At 65.5% G+C, this 12,637-nt stretch carries 11 protein-coding genes; 8 read left to right on the top strand and 3 right to left on the bottom strand.

Annotated features, from left to right (window positions below; genetic code table 11):
- The first annotated feature begins 26 nt into the window (after positions 1-26).
- Positions 27-1,202 (top strand): MFS transporter, encoded by a 1,176-nt coding sequence (locus BMX78_RS10610; protein ID WP_091419238.1) that lies wholly within the window; start codon positions 27-29, stop codon positions 1,200-1,202.
- On the opposite strand, the gene BMX78_RS10605 is transcribed toward BMX78_RS10610, so the two are convergent.
- Positions 1,187-1,993, bottom strand: coding sequence for an IclR family transcriptional regulator (locus BMX78_RS10605; RefSeq protein WP_091419236.1), 807 nt, complete (start codon positions 1,991-1,993; stop codon positions 1,187-1,189). The two genes, BMX78_RS10610 and BMX78_RS10605, sit on opposite strands and share 16 nt — an antisense overlap.
- A gap of 95 nt (positions 1,994-2,088) precedes the next feature.
- A complete protein-coding gene (locus BMX78_RS10600; protein ID WP_502686286.1) occupies positions 2,089-3,375 on the bottom strand; it encodes a helix-turn-helix transcriptional regulator in 1,287 nt (428 codons plus the stop codon).
- A gap of 128 nt (positions 3,376-3,503) precedes the next feature.
- Between BMX78_RS10600 and hxlB the strand changes: the two genes are divergently transcribed.
- Both hxlB and hxlA read left to right on the top strand, forming a co-directional pair.
- A complete protein-coding gene (gene hxlB, locus BMX78_RS10595; protein WP_091419235.1) occupies positions 3,504-4,112 on the top strand; it encodes a 6-phospho-3-hexuloisomerase in 609 nt (202 codons plus the stop codon).
- Positions 4,113-4,169: 57 nt separating this feature from the next.
- Positions 4,170-4,793, top strand: coding sequence for a 3-hexulose-6-phosphate synthase (gene hxlA, locus BMX78_RS10590; protein WP_091419233.1), 624 nt, complete (start codon positions 4,170-4,172; stop codon positions 4,791-4,793).
- Positions 4,794-4,871: 78 nt separating this feature from the next.
- On the opposite strand, the gene BMX78_RS10585 is transcribed toward hxlA, so the two are convergent.
- Positions 4,872-6,434 carry a glycoside hydrolase family 32 protein gene (locus BMX78_RS10585; protein WP_091419231.1) on the bottom strand — a complete coding sequence of 521 codons (1,563 nt, stop codon included), beginning with the start codon at positions 6,432-6,434 and terminating at the stop codon, positions 4,872-4,874.
- A 267-nt stretch (positions 6,435-6,701) separates the two neighbouring features.
- On the opposite strand from BMX78_RS10585, the gene BMX78_RS10580 reads away from it, so the two are divergent.
- From BMX78_RS10580 to BMX78_RS10560, 5 genes are all read left to right on the top strand, one after another.
- Positions 6,702-8,138, top strand: coding sequence for a GH32 C-terminal domain-containing protein (locus tag BMX78_RS10580; RefSeq protein ID WP_091419230.1), 1,437 nt, complete (start codon positions 6,702-6,704; stop codon positions 8,136-8,138).
- A gap of 52 nt (positions 8,139-8,190) precedes the next feature.
- Positions 8,191-9,525, top strand: a complete 1,335-nt coding sequence (locus BMX78_RS10575; protein WP_091419228.1) for an ABC transporter substrate-binding protein — start codon at positions 8,191-8,193, stop codon at positions 9,523-9,525.
- Between the two features lie 100 nt (positions 9,526-9,625).
- Positions 9,626-10,507 carry a carbohydrate ABC transporter permease gene (locus BMX78_RS10570; protein WP_091419316.1) on the top strand — a complete coding sequence of 294 codons (882 nt, stop codon included), beginning with the start codon at positions 9,626-9,628 and terminating at the stop codon, positions 10,505-10,507.
- On the top strand, positions 10,504-11,406 hold the full coding sequence (locus BMX78_RS10565) for a carbohydrate ABC transporter permease (protein ID WP_091419227.1): 903 nt from the start codon (positions 10,504-10,506) through the stop codon (positions 11,404-11,406). Before BMX78_RS10570 ends, BMX78_RS10565 begins: the two co-directional genes overlap by 4 nt.
- Positions 11,407-11,444: 38 nt before the next feature.
- On the top strand, positions 11,445-12,533 hold the full coding sequence (locus BMX78_RS10560) for a LacI family DNA-binding transcriptional regulator (protein WP_170850770.1): 1,089 nt from the start codon (positions 11,445-11,447) through the stop codon (positions 12,531-12,533).
- The last annotated feature ends 104 nt before the right edge of the window (positions 12,534-12,637 follow it).

Here is a 12,637-nt window from a genome sequence, read left to right as displayed (position 1 = left end):
CGCAGGGCAGCGGCCGGGGAAACGGAATGAGCGCGCTTGGATACCTTGCGGCCTCAGTGCCGCCGCGGCTGGCGATGGCAGGTTCTACCGTTGCCATCCCCATCCTCGCCGTCCAGGAACTGGACGACGTCTCAATCGGCGGCGCCCTGGTGGCCGTTTCCCTTGGACCCAGCGTTATTGCAGCGCCCATGGTGGGTGCGGCGCTGGACCGCTCCCGCCGGCCAGGGGTCCTGGTAGCGGTGGCGGGTTTCCTGACCGCGGCCGCCCTGGCCATGGCGGCCTTCCTCGGCGAGGTCCCGCTGCCCCTGGTGTTCGCGTTCCTGGCCGTCGCAGGAGCGCTCTCGCCCTTCTACATGGGTGGGCTTTCGAGCTTTGTGGCAGATGAGATCCCGGACCAGCGGCGGGCCTTCGCCTACGACGCGCTCTCCTACAACATTTCTGCGGTTGCCGGGCCTGCGCTGGTGGCTGTTATGGCCTCGTTCCTGCCCGGCGGCGCCGCCTTGTGGGTCCTTTCAGCCGCCGCGTTCGCCGGAGCCGTCGGCGCGGCCGTTGCCGGCCTAAAGGCCCGCGGCCGCACCGGCGGCTCGGTGTGGCAAACGGTCAAATCCGGCCTGCACCGCATCCTCAGCCACCGGCCGCTGGCCGTGGTCACCGGCGCCTCCACCCTGACCCAAGTTGGCCAGGGCGGACTTGCGGTGGCAGCCGTCGCACTCTCGATCGAACGCATCGGTACGCCCGGCCAAGGTGCACTGCTGGTGACTGCGTTCGCCGTCGGGAGCCTTCTCGGCGCCTTGTACGAGACCATCCGGCCCACACGCGCCCGCCCGCACACAGTGATGATGCTGGGATTCCTGGCCACCGGCCTGCTGACCATCGGGGCGGCCTTCGACTTCGGCACCGCCTGGACCGTGGCTGCCATCGGCCTGTCGGGAGTGTTCACCGCCTCCACCTCCGCAGCCATGCTCTTCCTCCGCAACCACCTGAGCCCGCCGCACCTCCGGTCCCAGATCTTCACGGTGGGCGCAGGCTTCCGGGCCACGGCGTCCGCCGCGGGTGCCGGACTTGCCGCCTCCGCTACCGGGTGGGGTGGCGGACTGGCCGTGGCAGGGATCGGCGTTATCTGGGTGGTTTCGGCGGCGCTGATGGCCGGGTATCCGCCGGCTGCATCCGCAGGTTCGGCCGGCAGTCAGCGCCGGGTATAGCCCATCCTGGCGCTGACCTGCAGTCCGGCCTGCTGGAGGCCCTGAATGAGTCCCGGCGCGGTCTCCGGATCGAAGCGGAAGGCTGGTCCGGAGATGCTGATGGCCCCGATCACCGCGCCCAGGTGGTTATAGACCGGAACGGCGACTGCCGTGAGGCCGATCTCGAACTCTTCCCGCACCACGCCGTACCCGTCGCGCGCGACGTCGAGCAGCTGGGTTTCGAGTTCCTTCCGGTCAGTGATGGTCCGGGGAGTCCGCGGCGGCAGGCCTGTTTCCTTCAGGATGCGGTCCCGCTCCTCGGCAGGCAGGGCGGCCAGCAGGACCTTTCCGCTGGAGGTGGCGTGCAGCGGTGTCAGGTTGCCCACCCAGTCGTAGGTGGCCAGGGTTGACGGGCCCATTGCCTGGTCCACGTTGACGGCGTAGTTGGAGCGGAGGACGGCAAGGTTCACCGTTTCCTTGAACTCCTCCGCGAGGGCCTCAAGCACGGGCCGGGCCTCGCGGACCAGGCTCAGCCTGCCCGGGATGGAGCTGGCCAGCCGGAGGATGCCAAAGCCGAGCTGGTATTTGCCGCGCTCGCTGTTCTGATGGACCATTTCCCTGCTCACCAGCGAACCAAGCAGCCGGGAGACGGTGGATTTGTGGATGCCCATTTCCTCGGCGATGTCGCTCACGCCCGCGTGGCCGTCCCGCGCCAGGATCTCCAGGACCGCGAGGGCGCGGTCCACGGACTGCACGCCGCCGTGGCCCGCCTCCGCGTCGGCGTCGGGCTCCCGGTCATTGTTCGAAGCCATGATCCATACTCCCGCCCGTGGCACCATCGGGTTGGTTCCACAGTTTCGATCCTAGACCGGGAGCTGTGACGGAGCTGACAAGTACGTTAATCGCGTTAACGCAGGCCGTTACTGTGCGCGAGCGCCATGGCTTCCGTACGGGAGGAGGCGCCGATCTTCCGGTACAGGTTGCGGAGATGGAACTTCACGGTGTTCTCGCTGATGTGCAGTTTCGCGGCGATACCGCGGTTTCGCTGCCCTGCGGCAAGCAGCTGCAGCACCTCGACTTCCCGCTCCCCCAGGTTCCAGTCGGCCACCTCCGCAAACGGGCGGGCTGGGGGGTCCAGCGGGAGGGTGACGGCGACGTCGGCACCCCACCCGGGCATCACGTCCACGCCCATGCTGCCGTTGAGGGCCTCGACGCGCTGGACCAGGCGCGCCATGGCCGGCGCCGAGGCGGACAGTTCGCCGGGGCCGTCGTCGCGCACGTTGATGAGCAGGTTCACGCCGTCGCAATCCCACTGCGTCCGGACCCGGCGGACGCCTTCCTGGTCCACCATTGCCAGCACCAGGCCGCGCACAATGGCCCTCGCTGCGTGCGCAACCTCGCCGGGAAGCGCCCGGCCGTTGACCGGAGGTTCGATGAACTGCACGTCGATCCCGCTGAAGCTCATCAGCGGGCGAAGGTCCTCGCGGAGCCGCTGGAAAGCTGAGGCTACAGGCTCTTCGACGAGGTCAGTGGTCCGGTCGCTGAGTGTGCGCAGGCCCACCAGGGCTTTGGCTGCGACGTCAGTTGCGGCGGTGCGTGCGGCAGCGTCGGCCAGCGCCGGCGACCTGAGCGCAGCCAGCAGGGTCTCGAGGGTGGTGGAGTGCTGGTCCACCAGTTCGGCCGTCACGCGCAGGCGCTCTGCAGATGCGGCGCGGGATTCGATGAGGTACGACGGCGGCGCATCAGCAACCTTTTCGCGGATCCGTTCGGCCGCCAGCCGCCACAGGTAGTTGAGCAGCCACTGCGGGTCCGGCTCAGTGTCGGAGCCCGGAATTGACTGCGGGTCGGAGAGGACCAACAGTGCGTTGCTGGGCGACGTCATGGCGAGGATCTGCCGGATTCCGCCGCCGAAGGCGGCTTCGCCGCGCCACGTCCCGGCGTCCGCGTCGGCGTCCGCGTCGGCGAGGAGCGTGGCCCGGATGGCGTCGAGTTCGGCGATCGAGACCCGGCTGATGATGGCCTCGGCACCGGACTTCTTCTGCGGGCGGCCGGTGCAGTCTTCGGTGAAAATCACCAGGGCAGTCGATTCCCAGTAAGGGCTGGCGGCCTCCCGCAGCCGGTGGGCGATCTCCATCAGCGGAGCAGTGGCCAGATCGGCGACGGCCTTAAGCAAGGCGGTATTGGGGTGTTCCACCTGCCCAGTGTACGGGCGCAGCGCGAAACAGCTACCCCTTTGGGTAGCGAGGACCGTCCGATCATGGCGTTGGACCCACCCGCAGGACGGGCGAGCATTGAAGGGTCACAACGTCCAAGGAGGTACGCATGAGCGCTATCGCAGCAGCAACAGACCCGGCCCATACAACCCCCGGCGCGTCCCGCGCCTTTGACCAGAACCGCGCCTTGGTCCTGGACGAGATCAGCGCCGTCCTCCAGCGGATCGATCCCGAAGAGGTGGCCGCCCTGGTGACGGAGCTGAGGCTGGCCGACAGGATCTTCGTGACCGGCGCCGGCCGCAGCGGCCTGGTCCTGAAAATGGCGGCGATGCGGCTGATGCACCTCGGACTGACCGTGCACGTGGTGGGCGAGACCACAGCACCTGCCATCCGGGCCGGCGACCTGCTGCTCGCAGCTTCCGGTTCCGGCACCACCTCGGGTGTAGTCAAGGCGGCGGAAACCGCCGTCGCCCAAGGTGCCCGAGTGGCCGCCTACACCACTGCCAAAGGGTCCCCGCTCGCGGACGCCGCGGCCGCCGTCGTCCTGATTCCTGCGGCGCAGAAGGCGGACCACGGCTCGGCGGTGACCCGGCAGTATTCCGGGAGCCTCTTCGAGCAGGTGCTGTTCGCCGCCACCGAGGCCGTATTCCAAAGCCTGTGGGACGAGGACGCCGCCGCCCCGGAGGACCTCTGGCAGCGCCACGCGAACCTCGAATGAGTTGCACCCTCCCCCATCAAGCCTCCTCAACAACCCGTCAACCGAAAGAGATACAACATGAAACTGCAAGTAGCCATGGACGTCCTCACTGTCGAAGCCGCCCTCGACCTTGCCGGCAAAGTCGCCGAATACGTGGACATCATTGAACTGGGCACGCCGCTGGTGAAGAACGCCGGGTTGTCCGCCGTCACCGCTGTCAAGACCGCCCACCCGGACAAGATTGTGTTCGCCGACATGAAGACCATGGATGCCGGCGAGCTCGAAGCAGAGATCGCCTTCGCCGCCGGCGCGGATCTGGTCTCCGTCCTGGGCAGCGCCGACGATTCCACCATCGCCGGGGCCGTGAAGGCGGCCCGGGCCCACAACAAGGGGATTGTGGTGGACCTGATTGGCGTAGCGGACAAGGTCACCCGGGCCAAGGAAGCCCGTGCGCTGGGTGCCAGGTTCATCGAATTCCACGCCGGCCTGGATGAGCAGGCGAAGCCCGGCTACAACCTGGACGTGCTGTTGAGCGCCGGCGAAGAGGCCCGCGTCCCGTTCTCCGTAGCCGGCGGCGTTAACCTTTCCACCATTGAGGCGGTGCAGCGTGCAGGTGCTGACGTGGCCGTCGTCGGCGGTTCCATCTACAGCGCCGACGACCCCGCCGTCGCTGCCAAGGAACTGAAGGCCGCAATCATCTAGCTTCCCGGTGATTGAGCTTGTCGAAATCCCGACGGCGGCCCTCACCTTCGGGTGTGGGCCGCCGTTTCGCGTTGCCTGCTATTCGAAGGAACGGATGGTGATGCCGGAGAAGGTGGCGGGGCCGCCGTCGGAGTACAGGGAAATCCCGGTGTCACCCTCTGCAAAATGCACCTGTTGCGAGAGCACCGTGTGGCCGGCATTGACGAACACTTCGACGCTCTGCGTATCAACGAAGATCCGCAAATGTACTGAGCGTGCGGCGGGATCAATGGGTGCCGCCGCCCGCGTGTACGGGACCAAGGGGAAACCCGCCTGGTCCGACGGCGCCCGGTCCACGTACAGATCACTGCCGTATTTGCCGATGTTCGTATGCCGCGTACCGTCACTTGAGCGGCCCACCGAAACCCCGACGTTCGCGGCCGCCTCCCAGGAGATGTCCAGTTCCAGCTCATAGGCCCGGCCGCTCCACGGCAACACTGCGCTTCCGTTCACCGTGCGGTCCGGAAGGGTGGTGGTGGACGTAACGTACTGTGCCAGCGCCGTGACCGGGCTGCTGAGCAGCGCGTACCAGCCGCCTGCTTGGCGTTCCAGTCGCAGCTCGCGGACGATCGAGTTCTGGCCGTTGTACCCGTCGGTGGCATCCGTGGGAACATCACGGGCGGCGTACTTCCAGTTGTTCATCCAGCCGATCGCGTACCGCCGCGTATCAGGCGCCTCCGCCACGGGCCATGTGACGGCGCCGTACCAGTCCCAGCCCCAGTCGAGCCATTGCGGGTTGCTGACGTCGTCCGCGAGGAACTGCTCCCCGTCCCACCTTCCGGTCCAATAGGCGTAGGTCATGGGCAGCCCGATGCTGTAGGCGTCCATGCTGGCGCCGAGCACCCAGTGCCGGGTGCCGTCATTGGCAGTCATCTCGAACAGGTCCGGGCACTCGATCCCGCCCAGGGCGTGGTCCGGGAAATCGAAGTTGCGCTTGAGCTGCCAGTTGCGCAGGTTTGTGGACGTATAGAAGGCCGCGTACCGGGCGCGGCCAATGACGCACACCCATTCAGTGCGCGCCGCATCCCAGTGGATCTTCGGGTCGCGGAACCACTCCGCATTCTCGATCTCCGCCTGCGTGGTGGCGGTCCGTCCGTCGCTGTTGAAGATCACCGGATCGGGCAGTGCGGTGAAGGTGTAGCCGCCGTCAGTTGACCAGTAGAGGTATTGCTCCTGGTACTTACGGATGCCGCCCGTGGGCTGCGTGGCCAGCACAACAATGGCACCGGCCCCGAACACCGCAGTATTCGCAGTGTCCACAACGGCTGAGCCCGACCACACGGGGAAGTCCGGCTGAAGCGGCAGCGCCACTCCATGGTGGGCGAAGGACACGGCGTCGGTGGTGGTGGCGTGGTCCCAGCCGCCCTGGCCGTTGTTCTGCGTGGAGTGCAGGTAGTAGAGGTGGTACGCGCCGTCCAGGTGGACCGGGCGCTGCGGATCACAAAGCCAGCCGGACGGCGGCGTCATATGGAAGACGGCCCGCAGCGACCCCGGGGCGAGGGCCTGGGCGGGCGTGGCAGTCAGTGCGCTGCCGGCGAACAGGGCGAGGGCGCCTGCTCCTGTGCCCTGCAGGATATGGCGGCGGGAAATGGCATGGGTCATCATCGACTTCCTCTCGTGGGGGCGGCTCTGCCCGGCGCCCGGCGGTGCACCTTCGTTGGCGTCAGGGCCGTTTTGATAAAGCGCTTTAGCAGGAGAAGCTACCGCCGCGGTGGCCGCTTGGTCAAGCGTTTAGGCAAAAAACACCAACTACTGCTCGCCACTTCCACAGCTGGCGGATTTAACTTTGCTAAAACGCTTGATCATGGACCCAATCAGCGCTATCTTCGAGGTGATCAAACGCTTTAGCAGAAATGGACATCAACGCCGATGAATCACCCGATCTTCTTCCAGCCCGCAGACGCCTGGGTGGGAGACCTCATCCCTTTCCAGCACGACGGTGAGTTCTGGCTCTTCTACCTCCACGAAGTCCGTTCCGAACCAAAACCGGGAACTTCCTGGAACCTCGTGACCACCAAGGACCTGATCCAGTTCCAGGACCACGGAGTGTCCCTCCCGCACGGGACGGACGCGGACCTGGACTTCAACGCTTACACGGGCAGCATCGTGGCGGACGAAGCAGGCGTCCACCACCTGTTCTATACCGGGCACAATCCGAACAACCTGGGACCGGACGGGTTGCCCTTGCAGCTGGTGATGCACGCCACGAGCACAGACGGCATGCGCACCTGGGTGAAGCACCCGGAGCTCACCTTCGGCGCCCCGGCCGGCTACGAGTCCGGCGACTGGCGGGATCCCTTCGTTTTCCGGGACGAGGCTGCCGGCCGGTGGCGGATGCTGATCGCCGCCCGGCACGCCGCGGGGCCCGAGCGGCGCCGCGGCGTTATCGCCCAGTGCGTCTCCAGCGACCTGATGACCTGGGAGTACACCGAGCCTTTCTGGGACCCCCGCCGCTACATCACCCACGAATGCCCGGACGTGTTCTCCTGGGGCGGCTGGTGGTACATGGTGTACTCAGAGTTCTCGGATAACTTCACCACCAGGTACCGCATGGCCAAGAGCCCCGACGGGCCCTGGACGGTACCGGCCCAGGACTCCATCGACGGGCGTGCGTTCTACGCTTCAAAGTCCGCGGAACGGGACGGCCGACGGTTCTTCTTCGGCTGGATCGCCAGCAAAGAAGGAAATTCCGACGACGGCGCCTGGCAGTGGGCGGGCACCATGGCAGTTTTGGAGGCCCGGCAGAACTCCGACGGGACCCTGGGCTTCGGCTTCGCTGACGAACTGGTGGACAGCTTCTGGGACGAGGTGCCGCTGACATTCAACCGTGAGCTCCCGATGCGGCTCCATGTACGGGACGGCTACACCGCCGCCATCTCCAACGAGGACCTCCCCGGCCAGTTCTACGCCAAGGCAGTGCTGGACATCGAACCGGGCACCACAGAATGCGGAATGCTGCTTCGCGCCAGCCCGGACGGCGACCACTCCTACATCCTGCGCCTGGAGCCGAAACGCGGACGGCTGGTCTTCGACCGGTGGCCCCGCGCCAGCACCGGCGACGCCCAGTGGCACGTCTCGGGCGATGTCCCGTTCGAAATCGAACTCGAACGCCCGTGCGACCTCAGCCCGGGACAACACACCCTGGAAATCGTCGTCGAGGGGGACCTGTGCGTCGCCGTGGTAGACCGGCAGGTCGCCCTCAGCACCAGGATCTACAACCTTCCGTCCGGGCGGATAGGCGTGTTCGCCGGCGAAGGCTCGGCCACGGTCACCGATTTTGAAGTACGTAAGCGCACCAACAACTGAATCCCTGCCTCTCCCCACAACCCCTCCGTTCCAATCAAGGAAGATTGCCGCCATGAAAAACTTGCTCCGCGCAGCCGCCGCTGCAGCTGTCACCGTCCTCGCCCTGACCGCCTGTGGCGGCGGCAGTTCCACCGATCCCTCGAATGTCAGTCCGGCGGGCGAGGTCAAACCCCGCGAAATCTCGTGGCTGCTGTCCCGCCCGGCCGACGGCGCCGTCATCAACATCATGACCAAGCTTGCCGATGACTATGCCAAGGACCACCCGGGCTTCAAGCTGAACCTCATCACCACCCCCGACCGGCCGTCCTATATCCAGAAGCTCGAGACCCTGGCCGCCGCCAACAAGCTGCCCGAGTTGTTCGATACCGACGCCACACCTTTCGCGCAGCAGCTGGCCAAGCAGGGCAAGATGGTGGACGCCGACAAGCTGCTGAAAACCCTGGACCTCTACGACGACTACCGCCCCGGTGCACTGGACTACCAGCGGTTCGATGACGGGTCCCTCTTTATGATTCCGTTCCAGTTCGAACTGGAATTCATCTGGTACAACAAGGCCCTCCTGGAGAAGGCAGGGGTAGCCGTCCCGAAGTCGCTGGACGACATCCCCGCCATGTGCACCTCCCTCCGCAACGCCGGGATTACCCCCATCGCCATCGACGGCCAGGACCAGTGGCCGCTGGAGCGCTACGTCGCCTACCAGCCGTTCCGGGAAGCCGGGCCGGACTTTGTCCAGAAGCTGAAGAAGGGCGAAGCAAAGTTCGCCGATGCCGCCGGGCAGAAGACGGTGAACTGGATGGCAGAGCTGGGCAAGGCAAAGTGCTTCCAGGAAGGCTTCTCCGCCCAGGGCTACTCCGACGCGCAGAACCAGTTCACCTCCGGCCAGGCCGCAATGTACAACATCGGAACATGGGAACTGCCCAGCCTGGCCACCGACAAATTGAACCCGGCCGTCCGCGACGATATCGACTTCTTCACCCTGCCCACCACGGCGGGATCGGCGACGTCGGCAAACGAGTTCGTCTCGCCGTCGGGCATTGGCATGGCCGTCAATTCCAAGACCTACGATCCGCTCGTGAGTGACTTCCTGAAGTTCGCGCTGCAGAAGTACCCCGCGGAATATGCGGCCACTGGCGCGCTCTCCCCCACCACCACGGTGGAAACCACTGTCCCGGCCAACGCCACTCCGCTTTACCGCAAGGCACTGGACCAGGCCAAGGACTTGGGCTCGAAGCAGGCCATGCCGTGGGATACCCAGCTCGACCCCACCACGAACGGCCGGCTGCAGCAGGAGCTCGTCCTGCTGGTGCAGGGCAACATCACGCCCGGGCAGTTCACGGAGACCATGGACAACACCGTCAAGCAGAACGCACCGAAGTTCTTCAAGTAGGCACTGCTTCTGCAAACAGGCACTGCTTCTTCCAGTAACCACTGCGGCGGGGGACCCTCCCGGTCCCCCGCCCGAAAGGCTCGACATGCAACCCAACAGGATGCTTCCCAACAGGTCACGGACCTCTGTCCTGGTCTTCCTGCTCCCGCCCCTGCTGCTCTACGGCGCAGCGGTACTTTTCCCGATCCTGCAGTCGCTGTTCCTCAGCTTTTTCTCCTGGAACGGAATCAGCGACATGGAATTCGTGGGGCTGGACAACTATGTCCGGATGTTCGTTGCCGACGACATCTTCTGGCGCGCGTTCCTGAACGCCCTCCTCTACCTGGCCATCTGCCTGGTCCTGCAGCTGGGCGGCGCCCTGCTGGTGGCCAGCCTGCTCACCTCCCTCCGCCGGGGACGCGAGCTCATCAAGACCCTCTATCTGCTGCCCGCGATCATCTCCACCGTGGCCATCGCCTTCCTGTTCGTCAGGATCTACTCCATCGACCCGGTGGGCCTGCTTAACCAGCTGCTGCACTGGATCGGGCTGGGCAGCCTGGAGCGGCCCTGGCTCTCGGACGTCAACACCGTGCTCGCAGCAGTCTCGGCCCCGGAAGGCTGGCGCTTCACCGGGCTGTACATGCTCATCATTTACGCAGCCCTGATTGCCGTGCCCAAGGAACTGGAGGAAGCCGCAGTCCTTGACGGCGCTTCCCGCTGGACCCTGTTCACCAAAATCCGCTTCCCATACATCCGGCCGGTCTGGATCACCACCACCATCATGGCCACCACCTACGGCCTCCGCGGCTTCGACATTCCCTACCTGATGACCAACGGCGGGCCGGGACAATCTTCCGAACTGCTGACCACCTACATGTACAAGACCGCATTCACCAGCACGGACTTCGGCTACGCCAGCACTATCTCCGTCTTCATCGTCGTTGAGTGCCTCGTCGCCGTCGGCCTCATCCTGTTCCTGCTCAAGCGGAAGGCAGAGTCATGACCATCCAGGCACCCCCAGCCAGCCCACCCGCAGTGGTTCCGCCGCGCCCGGCAGTCTCCCGCCGCCGTCGTAAGCCCAACCTGTTCCGGACGCTCTCCCGCGTGCTGATCATGCTGATTGTGATTGTCCAGGTCTACCCGCTCGCGTGGCTGTTCCTGACCAGCCTGCGCACGGAACACGACTTTGCCACCGGCGATCCCTTTGCCCTCCCCAGCTCCCTCACATGGGAAAACTACGCCAGGGCCTTCGAAACCGGGGACCTTGGCCGGAACATCCTCAACAGCTTCATCGTCACCATGGGCGCCAACATCCTGATCGTCCTGTTCGGCATGATGGCCGCGTACGCCATCCAGGTGCTGGGGTTCCGGCTCAGCAAACTGGTGCGCGGGCTGTTCCTGATCGGCATCATCGTCCCGGTTCAGATCGCCCTGGTCCCGCTGTTCATCGACTACTCGGCGGTGAATCTGCTGGACACGTACCAGTCGATGATCATCCCGCTGGCCGGCTTCTCGCTGCCGATGTCCGTGTACCTGTTCTCGTCGTTCTTTGAATACATTCCCCGCGAAACCTACGAGGCAGCTTCCCTGGACGGCGCCGGCCCCTACCGGATTTTCGGGCTGATCACGCTGCCGCTGTCCCTGAACACGGTGGTGACGGTGGTGCTGGTCAACAGCATCTTCATCTGGAACGACTTCATCTTCGCCAATACCTTTGTGCTGTCCGAGGACCTGAAGACCATCCCGCTGGGCCTGCAGAACTACATCGGCGCCATGGGCAAGGTGGACTGGACGGCAACGTTCGCGGCTGTGTGCGTCACCATCACCCCGCTGCTGCTGGTGTTCCTGGTGCTCAACAAGGCCATGATCCAGGGGCTGGAGAGCGGGGCGACGAAGGGATGAGCGCGCCAACGGATGGATATACTCCTGACGGAGGGCAGATGAGTTCAATGGAGAAAAGTTCAGGGGAGGCGGCGCCTGCTGCCCGCTCCCGGCGGACCCCCGAACGCGCCCATCCTGTCACCCTGCGGGAGGTCGCCGAAGCTGCCGGCGTTTCCACCGCCACCGTCTCACTGGTGGTCAACAAGAAAAAAAGTGCCCGGATCGCCGAAGAGACCCGGCAGCGCGTCAAGGATGCCATCCGGACCCTCGGCTACCGGCCGAACGCCATGGCCAAGACCTTGGTCAGCGGAACCTCACGGTTCATCGGGCTGGTGGCCGACGGCGTTGCCACCACCCCCTTTGCCGGCCAGATCATCCATGGTGCCCAGGACGAGGCCTGGAAGCACGGCTACGCCCTCCTGATCGCCAACACCGAGGGCAACGGCGAGCTGGAACAGGACGCCATCCAGATGATGCTTGAGTACAAAGTGCGCGGCATTCTCTACTCCACCTGGTTCCACCGGCAGACCGACATTCCTGCACCGTTGCGGGAAGCGGACTTCGTCCTGGTGAACTGCTTTTCCCATGAGCCCGGTGCCCGCGCCGTGGTCCCGGATGAAGTCCAGGGCGGGCGCTCGGCCACGGAGATCCTGCTGCGGCACGGCCACCGCCGGATTGCCTTCATCAACGCCACCATTCCCGCCCCGGCCAAGGACGGCCGGCTCCAGGGGTACCGCGAGGCACTTGAGGAAGCGGGCGTTGCGTTCGACCCCGAACTGGTGATGGAAGCCTATCCGGACCAGGAAGGCGGATACGGGGCCACCGGGGCGCTCCTCCAGCGCGACGTCACGGCGGTGTACTGCTACAACGACCGGATGGCCATGGGCCTCTACGACGGCCTGCGGGAACGCGGCTTGTCCATCCCAGACGACATCGCCGTGGTGGGTTTCGACAACCAGGAAGTCATCGCCGCGCATCTTAGGCCCCCGCTGTCCACGGTTTCGCTGCCCCATTATGAACTGGGCGCGGCGGGGGTGCGGATGCTGCTGGAGCTCGAGGGGGCACCAGAGATGGCGGCCGACGGGGTGGCGAAGATGCACTGCCCCGCCGTGGAACGGACGTCCGTCAAGGCCCAGGCGCGGGCCTGACCTGGTTTCGATACAGCAACGCGGGGTCACTTATAGCCCCTCCGAGCCGGGAAATTGGGCCGGAAGTGACCCCGCGTTGGAGAAAAAGTACGACGACGGGTGGC

Origin of the sequence: Arthrobacter sp. OV608 (genome assembly GCA_900110595.1) — a bacterium.
GTDB lineage: Bacteria > Actinomycetota > Actinomycetes > Actinomycetales > Micrococcaceae > Arthrobacter.
Note: the sequence above shows the minus strand (reverse complement) of the source record. Positions and strands in the feature narration are given on the sequence as shown.